Origin of the sequence: Corynebacterium halotolerans (genome assembly GCF_050107895.1) — a bacterium.
In the GTDB taxonomy this organism is placed as follows: domain Bacteria; phylum Actinomycetota; class Actinomycetes; order Mycobacteriales; family Mycobacteriaceae; genus Corynebacterium; species Corynebacterium halotolerans_B.
The window spans coordinates 1-15,909 of record NZ_JBNILW010000010.1 but is presented as its reverse complement, the minus strand read 5'-3'; the positions used below and the strand labels follow the sequence as shown (position 1 = coordinate 15,909).

The window sequence follows — 15,909 nt, the reverse complement described above, 5'->3', positions numbered from 1 at the left end:
CTCAGTAGTACCAGCACACCGGACAGCGCGGGTGCGGACGCAACGTCGTCGGCGGTGCCCCGGCGCCCCGCGGATCGACCTTCAGCATCATGCCCGGCGTCAGCTGCTCCAGTGGTGCGCCGGGCGGGGCGAGGTCCCGCCCGAGCAGCTGTTGGGCCACCGCAGCCAGCCGGGCGGCCGTGGCCGCGACGGTCAGGGGATCCGGGCTCGTCGGTCCGCCCGGAAGCTGACTGACGGTGCGGTACCACTGCGGATCCCGGGTGGCCCGGTGCAGGTCCACACACATGGGGCAGGGGCCGGAGCCGTCGATACGCAGGGGGCCGATCACGCCGCGGCCGTCGATGATCGAGGCCGGCGCCCAGGATCCCGCCAGCCTGGCCAGCAGGGGAGCCATCAGCCGGGAATGCGCCAGCCGGTCGATGACGAGCACGGGGACGTCGATATCCGTGGCGGCGAGGTAGGCGTACTCGGATTCACCCAGCAGGGGAGCGCGCACCACCTGACCGGCGGCCCGGAGGATTTCCGCGGTGGCCCGGGCCAGACGGGAACGGCCCAGGATGATCACCGCCCCACCCGGGGCAGGCACCAGGATGCGGTAGTTGCGCAGATCAGCGAACAAGCTGCCCGCCGCGGCGGTACTGAAGCCGATGCGGCTCAAGCGGGAGAGCAGATCGGTTTCGGCGATGGGGGACCGGGCGGCCAGCAGCGCCGCGACCAGGGCCGGGGCATGCTCGGTCTCCACGGCTCCCGCCCGCGTGGCGTCCAGCCCGAACTGCACCGTGGTGGCATCCCGGAGAAAGATGTGTGCCGCCGACGCGAGCATGACCTGATCCACTTTCCCACCCCCGATGATCGTCCCCGGGAGCCATTGCACCACAGCTAGACTGTGCTGTCATGCGATCCTCCCCCGAAGTTGAAGTCATCCGGTCCGCCCGCCGCACCCGTACGGTGCAGGCGCGGCTGGTGGGGGAGAAGGTGCAGGTGAGAATCCCGGCGCGGATGTCGGCCGCGGAGGAGGACAGGGCGGTGGCTGAGATCCTGGCCAAGCTGAAGGCCAAGACCACCAGCACCCGTACCTCCGACGAACAGCTGCTTGCCCGGGCGCAGCAGCTGAACCGGCAGGTGCTGGCCGGGAACGCCCGGATCGGTTCCATCCGGTTTGTGAGCAACCAGAGCACCCGCTGGGGGTCGTGCACAACGGCCACCGGAGACATCCGGATCTCCGACCGGCTACAGGGGGTGCCCGACTACGTCCTGGACTCGGTGATCGTCCACGAGCTGACCCACACCTTCATCCGCGACGGTCACTCCGCCGAGTTCTGGGAGTGGGCGGACCGGGTGCCCCAGGCCGAGCGGGCGAAGGGCTATCTGGAGGCCTACCAGCGTTTCAGCTAGTTTCCGTCCTTCTGGTCCCCGTCGTCGTTGTCGCCGTCTTCTTCCTGCTGGTTCTTGTTGTCCTCGGTGTCCTTGGGCTCCGAGTCCTTGCCCTGTTCAGCGAGCATCTGCTCCAGCCGGTTGATCTCCGCGATCGGGTCGAAACCGTCGGCGTCGCCCTCGGCGAGCAGCCCGTCGATGAATTCGGCCGGCTTATCCAGGTCAGGCGCGGAGGGGAGGAAGTCCGGGTGATCCCAGACAGCGTCACGGCGCTCCTGACCCACGGCCTGGTCCACGCGGCGCCACAGTTCCATGGCCTCGGCGACCTTGGGGGCGGCGAACTCGATGCCGACGACCTTGGCGAAGGCCTGTTCAGCGGAGCCGCCGGTGGCTCGGCGGCGTCGCCACGCCTCATTGAGGGCGTTGGTGGAGGGGATCCGTTCGCCCATGGCGCGGGTCACCACGAACTCCACCCAGCCCTCGACCAGGGCCAGCAGGGTCTCCAGGCGCGCGACGGCACGTGCGTTGCGGGAGCTGATCTTCGGGGACAGGTCCATGTTCTGCAGCTGGGACATCGCCTCCTGGATGGCGGCCGGGTCCCCGGACTCCAGGTTGAGCGACCGGGTGGCCTCCTCGATGTGGGAGGTGTCGATGACCAACCCGGCGGCGTACTCCTCGACGGAGGAGACCAGGCGCTCCACCAGCCACGGCACGTGCTGGAACAGTCGCTGCCGGGCGGCCTCACGGGCGCAGATGTAGACCAGCACGTCCTGGGAGCCGATGTTGAGGTCGCCGGCGATGCGGCCGACCTCCTTGGGCAGCACCGCGGTGGTGCCGGCCGGAGCGACGGGGAGACCGAAATCGGAGCCGGTCAGGGACTGGGAAGCGAGGTCGCCCAGGGCGTTGCCCAGCTGCATGCCGAAGTTCATGCCGGACATCTGGTTCATCATCTGCAGCATCGGCCCCATCATCTCGCGGGCCTCCTCCGGCAGCGATTCCAGCTGAGCCTCGTTCATGTGCTCCGCGACGGGGCTGACGAGCCGCTTCCACATCGGCAGAGTCTCGGTCAGATAGGTTTCCGCGTTCCAGGCCTCGACCTTGCCGCCGGAGGTGGGCAGGATTGTCGCGTCATTGAGCCAGAGCTCGGCCAGGCGGACGGAATCGTCGACCGCCTTCGTGTCCTGTTCGCGTACCGGGGCCACCTTGCCGATCTGCTGCCGGGCGATGCGCTCGGCCAGGGCGTAATTGACGGGGCCCGCGGCGTCGGGGGAGTTCATTGAGGAGCCCATGCCGGAGAGCATCTGGCCGAACTGGCTGAGCATGTCGCCCAGCCCGCCGGAGCCGTCAAACCCAAATCCCCCGAACGGGTTCTGGTTATCGCGACGCCGACGGTCGTCGTCATCGTCGTCATTGTTGCCGAAGGTAAAGCCGAATCCGTTGGAGTTCATGTCCTCCAATCTACCGGGGTGTCCCCGTCCAAAGCCACGGGATTGCTAACGCTGTCAGCGAACACAGGTAACCTGATCTGCGTGTCACGCCAAACCCGAACCCTCGTGCTGGGGGCCATCCCCGTCGTCCTGCTCACCGGATTGGTCACCGTGGACAAGATCCCCTTCACGGATATTTCCCTGACGGTGCCCTATGCGGCGGAAGGCCCCGGCCCCACCTTCAACACCCTCACTGAGGTCGACGGGGAGCCGGTCGTGGAGGTCGAGGGGGCGGAGACCGACGAGGTCTCGGGAAATCTGAACATGACCACCGTGTCGGTGCGCTCCGGAATGACGCTGCCGCAGGTGCTGGGGCGCTGGCTGACCACGGACGATACCCTGGTCCCGTTGGAGCAGGTCTTCCCGCAGGACAAGTCACCGGAGGAGGTGCAGGAACTCAACGAGATCGCCTTCACCAGCTCCGAGGCCTCGGCCACCGTCGCGGCCATGAACTACCTGGGCCGGCCGGTGCAGGTCGAGGTCGCCGGAGTGCTTGACGACGCCGCCGCCCAGGGCACTGTCGAAGCCGGCGACGTCATCCGGGAGGTCGACGGCGCGGTCGTGGAAAAGCCCGGTCAGGTACGTGATCAGGTGCTGGCCAAGCAGCCGGGCGACAGCGTGGAGCTGCTCGTCGAGCGGAACGGGGAACCGGAGACGGTCACCGTGGAACTGGGGGAGCACCCGGACGACCCGGACATGGCGTTTCTGGGGGTCACCATGACCTCCCACGCCGCGGACGGAGTGGAGATCAACTACAACCTGGAGGACATCGGCGGCCCGAGCGCCGGCATGATGTTCTCCCTCGCGGTCGTCGACAAGCTCAGCCCTGGCGCGCTCAACGGCGGCAAGGTGGTCGCCGGCACGGGAACCATCGCCGAAGACGGCACGGTCGGGCCGATCGGCGGCATCGTGCACAAGGTGCGGGCCGCCCGGGAGATTGACGCGGAGGTGTTCCTGGCCCCCAGCGCCAACTGCGCGGAGGCCACCAGCCGGGACCACGGGGAGATGACGATTCTGGCGGTGGACACCCTGAGTGACGCCATCGACCAGATGGCGGCCTACGCAGAAGGCGGAGACTACCGCACCTGCGGCTAGGCGTCCTCGGCCGGGGTGGTCTTACTGGTCGTGGTCTTACTGGTCGTGGTCTCCGGCGGCACCGCGAGCCCGAGCTCGTAGATCAGCTCCTCCGGATCCTTCCGGTCGGAGCTGATCATCTGCTGGAGCACCAGGCCGCGCTCATTGTCCACGACAGTGACCACGGCTGTGGTGCCCAGCGTGGACCAGCCGACCACGTGGTCCCCGGTGTCCTCCACAACCCGGGAGCTGCGCAGCTCAGTGAGCAGCTGGGTGGTGGAGGCGGCCTTCGCGGAGCCGGAGAAGAACTGGAACTGGCCGATTTCCGCGCCCGAGCACTGCCAGGAACCCTCGAGTCCGCTGGGGTCACAGGTCTCGAACTGCTCGAAGAGCGAGGCCGGGGCCAGCGAAGCGAACTCCTCGGCCACCTCTGCCACGGCAGGGTCGGTCTTCTCCTCGGAGGTCTCCGCCGTGGTCGTGGTCGCGGAGGAGGTCTCCGACTGTTCCTCCGGCTCCGGAGACGTCGGCGTCTCGCTGGGAGCCGGGGAGCTTGCCGACGTCGTGGGCGGCGGAGTGGGTTCCTCGTCTCCGCCGCAGGCGACCAGGCCCAGCCCCAGCATCGTTGCTGCCGCCGCGGTGGCCGCGAGGCGGGACAGGTGGTGGCGGGCGCTGTGCACGGTGGCGATCTCCTGGGGTCGGCGGTGAGGGGACGAGGGGAACAACGGTCAGTCTAATCGACGTCGAATTCGGCGGGGTCCTGCTCCAGTCCGTAGCGCAGGGCGGCGATCACGCCGGGCGCCACGGTCGGGCCACCGCGCAGTTCGATCTCATCCTCGGCGAAGGGGCCGCGTTCGGCGAGTTCCTCGTCCGTGGGGCGGATCTGCAGCAGAGTGAGTTCCGCCTCGGAACGCAGCACCCCGGAAAAGAGCCGGGCCGGCTGTGGCTGGGCGTCACCGGTGGTGTCGCGGAAGGTGATCTCCTGGGCCAGTACCACGCCGGCGATCTCCGCCGGCCAGGCCAGGCGGGAGACATAGTCCGCCAGCGCCTCGGAGCCGGCCTCCAGGTTCTGGGGCAGATTGTCCTGGACCACCAGCGTCAGCGGGGAATCTTCCGCGTCCGTCAGCTGATCGGCCAGCAGTGAAGAGGGGACGAGGGCAAAAAGAGTGGGGGAGGCGTCCCACCCCTCAGCGTGAATGAACTCCACTGCTTCAAGCATCGCCTTGTTGAGGGCCTGGGGGCTGAGATCCGGCGTAGACATGTTTCCTTCCTGATAATCCTTGGTTCACATTAGTCATGGAGCGGTTTTAAACCGTAAGGTGGGAGAGAATACCCCGGTGTCCCCATTTATAAGGAGTTGAAGTGGCGACCGGCCTCTCCCAACCTTCCCCCGCAATGAGAAGATCAACGCGGATAATCAGCTGGATCATAGGTGTCATAGCCTTGATCGTGATTCTCGCTCCGCTCTTCGTAGGAATCTACACGGACTGGCAATGGTTCGGATCGGTCGACTTCCGTGGTGTGTTCACCAAGGTGATGGTGTCGCGGATCGTGCTGTTCTTCGTGTTCGCGATCATCGCCGGCCTGATTGTCTGGCTCGCGGCGTGGCTGACGTGGCGGAACCGCCCGCAGGACATCGCCACGGAAGACGTGAACTCACCGATCTACCAGTACCGCACCATGATCGAGCGCAGCGTCAAGGGCGTGCTGATCGGGCTTCCGGTGCTGGTCGGCATCTTCGCCGGCTTCGTGGGCCAGGGCACCTGGCGTACCGTCCTGATGTTCCTCAACGGTGATTCCTTCGGACAGACGGATCCGCAGTTCGGCATGGACCTCGGTTTCTACGCCTTCACGCTGCCCGCGCTGCGCCTGCTGGTGGACACCTTCTCGACGCTGCTCGTCATCGCCTTCCTGATCGGGCTGGTCGGCCACTACCTGACCGGCGGCATCAAGATCGGCAACCAGGCGGCCGGGCTGCGTGGCTCCATCTCCCGCTCCGCGCGCATCCAGCTGGCCGTGACGGCCGGCCTGTGGATGCTGCTGCGGGTGGCCAGTTACTGGCTGGAGCGCTATGACCTGCTGCAGAGCCGCAACGACACCTTCACGGGTGCCTCCTACACCGACATCAACGCGGTCCTGCCCGCCAAGATCATCCTGATGGTCATCGCCGCCGTGGTGGCCGTGTCCTTCTTCGCCGCCGTGGTCATCAAGGACCTGCGGATCCCGGCGTTGGCCACCGTGCTGCTCATCGTCAGTGCCCTGGTCATCGGCACCGCCTGGCCGATGCTGCTCGAGCGCTTCTCCGTCACGCCGAACCGGGCGTCGATGGAGGCCGAGTACATCGCGCGCAACATCGAGTCCACGCGTTACGCCTACGGCTTGACGGATGAGGACGTCACCTACATTGAGAACTGGGGCGCCGAAGGCGCCTCCGATGACGAGGTGGCCGGTGACGAGGCGACGGTGTCCAATATCCGCTTGCTGGATCCGGAGATCCTCTCGCCGACCTTCACCCAGCAGCAGCAGCTGCGCAACTTCTACGGCTTCCCGGACACCCTCGCGATGGACCGCTACGAGGTGGACGGCGAGGTCCGTGACTTCGTCATCGCCGCCCGCGAGATTGATCCGAACGCCCTGCAGCAGAACCAGCAGAACTGGATCAACCGCCACACCGTCTACACCCACGGCAACGGCATTGTCGCGGCGCCCGCCAACCGGGTGGATGAGGTCGCCCGCGACGTCGGGTCCACCCGTGGCGGCTACCCGGACTACACGGTCTCTGACCTGTCGACCATGAACAACGACGAGCTGCGGGCAGCCGCCGAGGACGTCGGCCTGGCCGTGGACCAGCCGCGGATCTACTACGGCCCGGTCATCGCCTCGGCGGACGACGGCGCCGATTACGCCGTCGTCGGCGACAACGGCACCGGACCGGTCGAATACGACACGGAGACCTCCACCTACACCTACAGCGGTGACGGCGGGGTGGACCTCGGCAACATCTTCAACCGGGCGGCCTATGCCCTGAAGTACCAGGAGATGAACCTGATCCTGTCGGACCGGGTCGGCGAGAACTCGAAGATCCTCTACGACCGTGATCCGCGGGAGCGCGTCGAGAAGGTCGCCCCCTGGTTGACCACGGACTCCAAGACCTACCCGGCCGTCATCGACGGCCGCGTCAAGTGGATCGTGGACGGTTACACCACCCTGGACAGCCTGCCCTACTCGGAGCGCACGTCGTTGACGGAGGCGACCCAGGACACCCTCAACCCGGATGGCACGCAGAGCCTGATCTCCGACGAGGTCTCCTACATCCGCAACTCGGTGAAGGCGACCGTCGACGCCTACGATGGTTCCGTCGAGCTCTACGAGTTCGACACCGAGGACCCGGTCCTCAACGCCTGGGAGGGCATCTTCCCGGAAACCGTGACCCCGGAATCGGAGATTCCGTCTGAACTGCGCGAGCACCTGCGCTACCCGGAGGACCTGTTCAAGGTCCAGCGTGAACTGATGACCGAGTACCACGTCGACGATCCGGGTGTGTTCTTCACCAACGACGCGTTCTGGTCCGTCCCGGATGACCCGACCGCCCCCGAGGGCGATCAGGCGCTGGCTCAGCCGCCGTACTACATCGTGGCCGATGATCCGGCGACGCCGGAGAACGACGCCACCTACCAGCTGATCACCCCCTTCCGTGGTCTGCAGCGGCAGTTCCTGGCCGCCCACATGACAGTCACGTCGGATCCGGACAACTACGGCCAGATCACTGTCCGGGTCCTGCCGACCAACACCCAGACCCAGGGCCCGCGTCAGGCGCAGGATGTCATGATGTCCTCCGACCAGATCGCCCGCGACCGCACGCTCTGGGAAGGCACCAACGACCTGCACAACGGAAACCTGCTGACCCTGCCGGTCGGCGGTGGCGAGGTGCTCTACGTCGAACCGATCTACTCGCAGCGCAAGGACCAGGAATCGGCCTTCCCCAAGCTGCTGCGCGTGCTCGTCTCCTACAAGGGTCAGGTCGGCTACGCCCCGACCATCTCCGAGGCACTGGCTCAGGTGGGCATCGACCCGCGTGCCGCCCAGGACCTGGAGGAGGCGCCGGAGGGCGCCACTGACCCGGAGACCAACGGTGCGGCCGGAGGCGATGAGGCAGCTGCCGAGGACGAGGCGGCGGAGGGGCCGAGCGCTCCCGCCGGCGGCAGTGGTAGCGCCGGCGAGGCGGTCCAGCGCATCAACGACGCCCTGGCGGACCTCGAGGCGGCCCGCGACGGCAGCCACGAGGAGTATGGTCGGGCGCTCGATGAGCTGGACGCGGCAGTCGAGGACTTCCAGTCCGTCGAGGGGCAGTGAATCAGCCGCTGAGCTGAGGATTTGGCTTAGTTCGCAAGGGTCGGTATAGTTTCTTCATGTCGCCGGGACAGGGAGTTGAACTCCAGGGAACGGCGAGGTGAATGAAGAAACACCCGACGCGGGGTGGAGCAGCTCGGTAGCTCGCTGGGCTCATAACCCAGAGGTCGTAGGTTCGAATCCTGCCCCCGCTACCAACTTCTTCAGAAACAGAAGATCCCGGACCGGAAGGTCCGGGATCTTCTGCATTCCGGGAAGATTCATGGCGCGGTTCCGGGCAGGTGGTTATGCTGGGCTGTCACATCACCCAGCAGACCTACCCCGTCAGCCCCGGGAGGGATCATGGAACGTTCCATCACCATCAGAGTCGACGGCGCCGAGCACGAAGTGACCGTTGACACGCGCACCACCCTGCTCGACGCCCTGCGGGAACGCATCGGCAACACCTCGCCCAAGAAGGGGTGCGACCACGGCCAGTGCGGTTCGTGCACCGTGCTCCTGGACGGTCGCCGCCAGTTGAGCTGCCTGGCGTTGGCGGTGGCCCACGACGGCGCCGAGATTGTCACCGCAGCCGGACTCGGCGACGGGGACCTCCACCCGGTCCAACAGGCGTTCATCACCCACGACGGTTTCCAGTGCGGCTACTGCACCCCGGGCCAGGTGTGCTCCGTGGTCGGGATGCTGGCGGAGGCGGAAGACGGCCACCCCAGCCACGTCACGGAAGACCTCGGCGCCGAGACCGAGCTCAGTGACGCGGAGATCCGCGAGCGGTTGAGCGGAAACCTGTGCCGCTGTGGCGCCTACGTGGGCATTCTCGATGCGGTGAAGGAGGTGACCGGGCGATGAGACAGCTGACCTATGAAATTCCGGCCACTCCGGCGGCGGCAGTGGCCACCGTCAGCGGCGACGCCACCGCCCGCTTCCTGGGTGGTGGCACCAACCTGGTGGACCACCTCAAGCTCGGGGTCAGCACCCCGCAACGACTGGTGGACATCGGGAAACTGCCCCTTGACGCGGTAGAGGAGACGGAGGCGGGACTCCGGATCGGAACCAATGTCCGCAACAGTGATCTGGCTGCGCACCCCGCGCTGCGCAACGGCTGGCCGGGCGTGAGCCGGGCACTGCTGGCCGGTGCCAGCGCTCAGATCCGCAACATGGCCACCACCGGTGGCAACCTGCTGCAGCGCACCCGGTGCGTGTACTTCCAGGATGTGACCACCCCGTGCAACAAGCGGGAACCGGGCAGCGGCTGCTCGGCGATCGGCGGCTACTCCCACCACAACGCCGTGCTCGGGGCCAGTGGCGCCTGCGTAGCCACCCACCCCTCGGACCTCGCCGTCGCGCTCACCGCCCTGGACGCCACCGTCGTGGTGCTCGGCCCGGACGGGGAGCGGCGGGTGCCGATGTCAGAGCTGCACACCCTGCCCGGCAGCACCCCGGAGGTGGAGACCACGCTGGCCCACGGGGAGCTGATCACCGCCATCGAACTGCCGGCGACGGAGCTGGCCCGACACTCCACCTACGTCAAGACCCGCGACCGCGCGTCCTTCGCCTTCGCCCTGGTCTCCGTCGCGGCCGGCGTCACCGTCGATGAGGGGGTGGTCACCGACGTCGCCCTCGCGTGGGGCGGGGTGGCGCACAAACCCTGGCGGGCCAGCCGGGCGGAACAGGCGCTGCGGGGGGAGCGGCTCACGGAAGAGACCGTCGCCGCGGCGGTGGACAAGGAACTGCGGGACGCCAGCTTCAGCCCCGACACCGAATACAAGCGCCCGCTACTGCGAGGGGCGACCATCACCGCCCTGAACCAGTTGAACCAGGAGGACCTGCGATGACCGCCACACCAGTCTCCGCCACCTCAATGGGCACCGCCCTGGAACGCGTCGACGGCCGTGAGAAGGTCACCGGACGCGCGACCTACGCCGTCGAGAACGACCACGAGCTCGATCAGGCGCCGCTGCACTGCTGGCTGGTGACCTCGACGACGGCGAAGGGCCGGGTGCTGCAGGTCGACGCCGCGTCCGCGCTCGAGCACCCGGGTGTGGTCGCTGTGCTCGACCACGTCACCGCCCCGCGACTGGCCGACACCGACAACCGCGAACTGGCCGTGCTGCAGGATGACCGGATCAGCTACCGGGGACAGATCGTGGCCCTGGTCCTGGCCGAGACCCCGGAGGCCGCGCGCGAAGGGGCCCGGCTGGTCCACGTTGAGCAGCAGGTGGAACCGGCGGCGGTCAACCTGGAGGAGGTGCCCACCTACGTGCCCACGGAGCAGGCCGTCGGCTCCGCACCCGAGACCGACGACGGCGACGTGGATGCCGCTCTCGCCAGCGCGCCGGTGACCACGGACCACCTCTATTCCACCCCCCATGAACAGAACAACGCCATGGAACCGCACGCCGCCACGGCGGTGTGGCGGGACGGCGCCCTGACGATGTGGAACTCGACGCAGGGCGTGCACAACGTCGCCAAGGCCCTGGCCCCGATGCTGGGGATCGGGCAGGACCGGGTACGCGTCCGGGCCCCGTACGTCGGCGGCGGTTTCGGCAGCAAGGGCGTGCCGCACCCGCCGGAGATGGCGGTGGCGTTGGCGGCGCGCTGGGCCGAGGGGCGGCCGGTGAAACTCGCGGTCACCCGGCAGCAGGTGTACTCGCTGACCGGCTACCGCACCGAGACCAGGTCCCGCATCCGCCTCGGCGCCGAATCCGACGGCCGCATCACCGCGCTCGACCATGAAGTCACGGTGCAGTCCTCGACGGTCAAGGAGTTCGTCGAACACGCCGCCGTCCCCGCCAGAATGATGTACGCCGGCCGGAACCGGCGCACCAGTCACCACGTGGCGGAACTCGACGTCGCCATTCCCTCCTGGCTCCGGGCCCCCGGCGAGATGCCCGGAACCTACGCCCTCGAGGTCGCGATGGATGACCTGGCGGTGGCGACCGGGATCGATCCCGTCGAGCTGCGGGTGCGCAATGAACCGGAGGTGGACCCGGACACCGGCAAACCCTTCAGCAACCGCCGCCTGGTGGATTGTCTCCACCGCGGCGCAGAACTCTTCGGCTGGGCGGACCGCCCAGCGGCGCCACGGTCCACCCTCGACGGCGACTGGTGGGTGGGCACCGGCATCGCGTCGGCGACCTATCCCGCGAACTTCTTCCCGGGCAACGCCGCCCGGGTCAGCGCGCTAGGGGAGGACCGCTACGCCGTCGCCATCGGCGCCGTGGACATCGGCACCGGCTCCCGGACCGCATTGCTGCAGATCGCGGCAGACGCCCTGGAGGTCCCGGTCACCGCGGTGGACCTGGCCATCGGTGACACGGACCTGCCGAAGGCGACCGTGGCCGGTGGGTCGTCGGGGACCGGCTCCTGGGGCACGGCCATCGTCCAGACCGCACAGCAGTTCCGGGAGGAGCACGGTGAGCACCCGGAACCGGGGGCCGAGACCACCTCGACCTCGAAGGAGTACCCGGACCTGGCGAATCTGGCGATGCATTCCTTCGGCGCCGTGTTCGCCGAGGCCCGGATCCACCGCCTGACCGGTGAGATCCGCGTGCCGCGGATGCTGGGCGTCTACTCGGTCGGCCGGGTGATCAACCCGGTCACCGCCCGCTCGCAGTTCCTCGGTGGACTCACCATGGGCCTGTCCGCCGCGCTTACCGAGGAAGCGGTCCGGGACCCCCGTTACGGCCACTTCGTCACCCAGGATCTGGCCACCTACCACGTGGCCACCCACGCCGACGTCGGGGACCTGCAGGTGGAGTGGCTCGATGACGTGGACGAACGGGCGACCCCCATGGGCTCACGGGGGATCGGTGAGATCGGCATCGTCGGTACCTCCGCGGCCATCGTCAACGCCGCCTACCACGCCACCGGGATCCGGGTCCGCGACCTGCCCGCCACCCCCGAGAAATTCCTCTAGACCTTGGACGGGGAAACCACGGTCGGCGTGCTGCTCGCCGCGGGAGGCGGCCGCCGGCTCGGCAGGGGAGCGAAGGCACTGGTGCCGTTCCGCGAGGGTGAACCCCAGGTGGTCCGGATGGTCGACGCCCTGTGGTGCGGCGGCTGCGCCGAGGTGGTGGTGGTGGCGGGTGCCGACGCCGTGCGGGTGCGGCAGGCCCTGGGGGCCGGCCGCCACCAGCTCGTGGTCAACCCCGCCTGGGAGACCGGCATGGCGTCCTCCTTCCGGGTGGGGATCGACGCTGCCGCTGCATATCCGGAAGGACTGGTGATGGTGACTCTGGTGGACCAACCGGATGTGGACGCCGGAGTCGTCGACCAGCTCCGGCGGAAGGCGTCGCCGCACCGGGTCACCGCCGCCGGCTACCCGGACGCCACCGGAAAGCTGGTGCGGGGGCATCCGGTCATCTTCCCCCTCCGGATGGCGGAAGAGGCGGCCGCCACCGCGGCGGGGGACGCTGGCGCCCGGGGTTGGTTACGGGAGCATCTGGAGCTGATCGACCTGGTTGACGTCGGCCACCTGGCCACCGGTCGCGACGTCGACACCCCGGCTGATCTGCAGTGGTGGCAGGAGACAGGAGCACAGCATGACCCAGCAGGATGACCTCTGGCCGGCGATGTCGGCGGTACTGTCCGAGGACCGCGGCTTCGTCCTGGCCACCGTGGTGGCGACGTCAGCGAGCGCACCGCGCCCGGCCGGCACCCAGATGGCCGTGCTCGATGACGGCCGGGTGATCGGCAGCCTCTCCGGCGGCTGCATCGAAGCGGATGTGCTCGCGCGGGCGGAGGAGGTGGCCGCCACGGGGGAGCCCGTGAACCAGGACTACGGCTACAGCGACGCCACGGCCTTCGCGGTCGGCCTGACCTGTGGTGGTTCGATCCGGGTGCACCTGGAGCGGGTCGCGCCGCAGGATCTCGGTTTCTTCCGGGACCTGGCGGAACTGGTGCGGAAAGGCTCGCCCGTCGCCTGCGTCACCGCGCTGGACGGGCCGCAGCTGGGGGAGCGCCACCTGGTGGTGGCGGATGATTCCCCGGGGGCGCCGGTGGAGACGGCGGCGCGGGAGCTGCTGCGGCAGGGGAGATCCGGGATGGTGGGCGGGTATTTCGTCCGGAGTTTCGCGGGGCCGGATCACCTGGTGATCTTCGGGTCCAATGCGTTCGCTGCCGCCCTGTGCCGCCTGGCCAAGACGGTGGGGTACCGCGTCACCGTGTGTGACGCCCGGGCGACGTTCGCCACCCGGGAGCGCTTCCCGGCCGCGGATGAGATCGTGGTGCGCCCGCCGGACCGGTACCTGACTGAGCTGACGGTGGATCACCGCACCGTGCTCTGCGCCATGACGCACGACCCGAAATTCGATGATCCGTTGCTGGCGGACGCGTTGCGGTTGCCGGCCCAGTTCATCGGGGCGATGGGTTCGCGGCGCACGAGTGAGGAACGTCGGGAGCGGCTGCGGGAACGGGGGGTCAGCGAACCGGAGCTCGGCCGGTTACGGGCGCCCCTCGGGCTGGACCTGGGGGCCGGGAGCCCCGTGGAGACCGCGGTGTCCGTGTTGGCGGAGATCATCTCCGCCCGGCAGGGCGGCTCCAACCTGCCCCTGACGATGACCCGCGGGCCGATCCACGCCCGGTGAGCGTGGGCGGAGCTACAGCGGCTTCCGCTTGACGACGGTCTCGGGCTCCCCGTCGTCCTCGGGCAGGGCGCCGGTGAACCACTCGGTATAAGCCGGGTCGTCGCTCTCGAACTCGGCGCCGGCGCCCTCCACACCGGAAGCCTGGGTGACACCGAAGATGAAGTCGTCACCATGACGGTCGATGCCCCGGACCACGCCCTTGCGGATCGCCTGCTGCGCATAGGAGCGCCGGATCATCAGGGGATCGTTCTTCAGGTCGATCGCCCAGCAGATCATCACGCCGACCAGGACGATGGCGAACGGCAGGGCGGTGGTGACCATGATGGACTGCAGGCCCGACAGGGCGTTCTCGCCGCCGGCGAGCAACAGGGACATGGCGACCAGACCCAGGGCGGCACCCCAGATGATGGTGACCGGCTTCGAGGGCACCGTCCGGCCGGACTGTGACATCGAGCCCATCACGTTGGTGGCGGAGTCCGCCGCGGTGATGAAGAAGATCACGATGGCGATCAGGACCACGATGGAGGTGATGCCGCTGAAGGGCAGGTTGGCCATGAGATCGAACATCACGTTCTCGCCGGACCCGATGATCTCGAGGCCCTGGCCGGTCATCCGCTGCCAGATGGCGGAGCCACCGAAGATGATGTACCAGACTATGGAGATCCCGGAGGGCACCAGGACCACCACGGTGACGAACTGGCGCAGGGTCCGCCCGCGGGAGATCTTGGCGATGAACATGCCGACGAAGGGGGACCAGGAGATCCACCAGGCCCACAGCATGGTGGTCCAGGTCTGCAGGAACTTCTGCTCGGTCGCTCCCTCGCTGGGGTAGACCGTAAACATGTCCGGCAGGCCGGCGAAGAAGGTCAGCACGGTGGTGGGCATCAGGTCGAGCAGGAAGACCGTCGGGCCGGCCACCAGGGCGAACACGCTCAGTGCGATCACCAGGATCATGTTGGCGTTCGAGAGCATCCGGATGCCCTTCTTCACACCGGTGACCGCAGAGATGATGAAGATGATCGTCAGCACCGTGATGGCCACGATCAGGAAGGTGTCGCCGCTGAGGTCCCGCCCGGTGACGATGGAAGTGCCGGTCTGGATCTGCAGGGCACCGATGCCCAGTGAGGTGGCGGTGCCGAAGAGGGTGACCAGCACGGCGAAGATGTCGATGATCTTGCCGAGCACCCGGTTGTTGCCCCCGGGGAAGACGGGCTCGAAGAGCGATGAGATCAGCGGCAGGCGGCCCCGGCGGTAGGCCGCGTAGGCGATGGCCCCGCCCACCAGGGCATAGACGCCCCAGGACATGGACGCCTGGTGGAGAATTGCCTGGGACAGGGCGTGCAGGATCAGGTCGACGCTCTCGGCCTCCGCGGCGCTGGCTGGGGGGCGGGGTGAGGAAGTGGATCAACGGTTCCATCGGGCCGTAGAAGATCAGTCCGATGCCCAAGCCGGCGGCGAAGAGCATCGAGATCCACGAGGTGGTGGAGTAGTCGGGTTGGCTGTCGTCGGCACCGAGCCGGATCTGTCCGGTCGGCCCGAACCCGATCACGATCATGAACAGCATGATCACCACGATCAGAGTGGTGAAGAACCAGCCGAAATTGGTCGACACCCAGGTCTGCAGGGTGACACCGACGTCGTTGATCCCCTCCGGGGACACCAGTGCCCAGATGAAGACCGCGACGGAGAACACGAGTGCCGCGGCGAAGACGAGTTTCGTGGTGGGGAATGTTCTCCGGGTGTCATCGACGCTGATGCCGGGTACCAGCGCCGGGTGGATGGACCGCTCGCCGGAGGTCGCCTTCTGCAGTGCGCTCCTGACCCGGCGGGAGGTGTATGAGCCTTTTTCGCCCATGGGTAGTCCTTCCGATTGCGGACAGATGAACACATCGAGTTTAGTTAAAGCCGTGCATTAAGAGATCGCGCGGATAGGGGTCATGGCCGGCGGTCAGGACGGGTCTCCCAGCGGTAGGTGCTCCAGGCCTGCTTGATGAGCCGACGCACAATGATCACCGCGTTAGCTAAAGCAATAAACGCTTCAA

Annotated in this window: 14 protein-coding genes, 1 tRNA gene and 2 pseudogenes; 10 read left to right on the top strand and 7 right to left on the bottom strand. The window is 67.7% G+C overall.

Annotated elements, in window-relative coordinates; translation table 11 throughout:
• Position 1: 1 nt before the first annotated feature.
• Entirely contained in the window at positions 2-877 is an 876-nt protein-coding gene (locus ACQCVD_RS10565) for a TOMM precursor leader peptide-binding protein (RefSeq protein WP_426823723.1), read from the bottom strand.
• Between the two features lie 17 nt (positions 878-894).
• Here ACQCVD_RS10565 and ACQCVD_RS10560 point away from each other — a divergent pair, with 17 nt between their 5' ends.
• The gene (locus ACQCVD_RS10560; protein WP_426823722.1) at positions 895-1,395 is read left to right on the top strand and encodes a M48 family metallopeptidase; all 501 of its coding nucleotides are present in this window, start codon (positions 895-897) and stop codon (positions 1,393-1,395) included.
• Here the strand turns inward: ACQCVD_RS10560 and ACQCVD_RS10555 are convergent.
• Positions 1,392-2,822, bottom strand: a complete 1,431-nt coding sequence (locus ACQCVD_RS10555) for a zinc-dependent metalloprotease (RefSeq protein WP_426823721.1) — start codon at positions 2,820-2,822, stop codon at positions 1,392-1,394. The genes ACQCVD_RS10560 and ACQCVD_RS10555 overlap by 4 nt on opposite strands.
• 81 nt (positions 2,823-2,903) lie before the next feature.
• On the opposite strand from ACQCVD_RS10555, the gene ACQCVD_RS10550 reads away from it, so the two are divergent.
• Entirely contained in the window at positions 2,904-3,956 is a 1,053-nt protein-coding gene (locus ACQCVD_RS10550; RefSeq protein ID WP_426823720.1) for a YlbL family protein, read from the top strand.
• Here the strand turns inward: ACQCVD_RS10550 and ACQCVD_RS10545 are convergent.
• On the bottom strand, positions 3,953-4,555 hold the full coding sequence (locus ACQCVD_RS10545) for a hypothetical protein (RefSeq protein WP_426823827.1): 603 nt from the start codon (positions 4,553-4,555) through the stop codon (positions 3,953-3,955). The genes ACQCVD_RS10550 and ACQCVD_RS10545 overlap by 4 nt on opposite strands.
• 110 nt (positions 4,556-4,665) lie before the next feature.
• Positions 4,666-5,193, bottom strand: coding sequence for a PPA1309 family protein (locus ACQCVD_RS10540; RefSeq protein ID WP_426823719.1), 528 nt, complete (start codon positions 5,191-5,193; stop codon positions 4,666-4,668).
• Positions 5,194-5,294: 101 nt separating this feature from the next.
• Here ACQCVD_RS10540 and ACQCVD_RS10535 point away from each other — a divergent pair, with 101 nt between their 5' ends.
• From ACQCVD_RS10535 to ACQCVD_RS10505, 7 genes are all read left to right on the top strand, one after another.
• Complete coding sequence (locus tag ACQCVD_RS10535) at positions 5,295-8,285, top strand: UPF0182 family protein (protein WP_426823718.1); 2,991 nt, start codon at positions 5,295-5,297, stop codon at positions 8,283-8,285.
• A 117-nt stretch (positions 8,286-8,402) separates the two neighbouring features.
• A tRNA-Met gene (locus ACQCVD_RS10530) sits at positions 8,403-8,479 on the top strand.
• Positions 8,480-8,624: 145 nt separating this feature from the next.
• Entirely contained in the window at positions 8,625-9,128 is a 504-nt protein-coding gene (locus tag ACQCVD_RS10525; RefSeq protein WP_426823717.1) for a 2Fe-2S iron-sulfur cluster-binding protein, read from the top strand.
• On the top strand, positions 9,125-10,114 hold the full coding sequence (locus tag ACQCVD_RS10520) for an FAD binding domain-containing protein (protein ID WP_426823716.1): 990 nt from the start codon (positions 9,125-9,127) through the stop codon (positions 10,112-10,114). The genes ACQCVD_RS10525 and ACQCVD_RS10520 overlap by 4 nt, the downstream gene beginning before the upstream one ends.
• The gene (locus tag ACQCVD_RS10515) at positions 10,111-12,198 is read left to right on the top strand and encodes a xanthine dehydrogenase family protein molybdopterin-binding subunit (protein ID WP_426823715.1); all 2,088 of its coding nucleotides are present in this window, start codon (positions 10,111-10,113) and stop codon (positions 12,196-12,198) included. Before ACQCVD_RS10520 ends, ACQCVD_RS10515 begins: the two co-directional genes overlap by 4 nt.
• A 3-nt stretch (positions 12,199-12,201) precedes the next feature.
• Positions 12,202-12,840 carry a nucleotidyltransferase family protein gene (locus tag ACQCVD_RS10510; RefSeq protein WP_426823714.1) on the top strand — a complete coding sequence of 213 codons (639 nt, stop codon included), beginning with the start codon at positions 12,202-12,204 and terminating at the stop codon, positions 12,838-12,840.
• A complete protein-coding gene (locus tag ACQCVD_RS10505) occupies positions 12,824-13,867 on the top strand; it encodes an XdhC family protein (protein ID WP_426823713.1) in 1,044 nt (347 codons plus the stop codon). The genes ACQCVD_RS10510 and ACQCVD_RS10505 overlap by 17 nt, the downstream gene beginning before the upstream one ends.
• Before the next feature lie 12 nt (positions 13,868-13,879).
• Here the strand turns inward: ACQCVD_RS10505 and ACQCVD_RS10500 are convergent, their stop codons facing one another.
• Together ACQCVD_RS10500 and ACQCVD_RS10495 are read right to left on the bottom strand one after the other, a co-directional pair.
• A complete protein-coding gene (locus tag ACQCVD_RS10500; protein WP_426823826.1) occupies positions 13,880-15,190 on the bottom strand; it encodes a BCCT family transporter in 1,311 nt (436 codons plus the stop codon).
• A gap of 124 nt (positions 15,191-15,314) precedes the next feature.
• Positions 15,315-15,527: pseudogene (locus ACQCVD_RS10495) on the bottom strand (BCCT family transporter); the annotation flags it as partial.
• On the opposite strand from ACQCVD_RS10495, the gene ACQCVD_RS10490 reads away from it, so the two are divergent.
• Positions 15,430-15,783 carry a hypothetical protein gene (locus ACQCVD_RS10490; protein ID WP_426823712.1) on the top strand — a complete coding sequence of 118 codons (354 nt, stop codon included), beginning with the start codon at positions 15,430-15,432 and terminating at the stop codon, positions 15,781-15,783. The pseudogene ACQCVD_RS10495 and the gene ACQCVD_RS10490 overlap by 98 nt on opposite strands.
• Before the next feature lie 19 nt (positions 15,784-15,802).
• Here ACQCVD_RS10490 and ACQCVD_RS10485 read toward each other — a convergent pair.
• Positions 15,803-15,909: pseudogene (locus tag ACQCVD_RS10485) on the bottom strand (IS5/IS1182 family transposase); the annotation flags it as partial.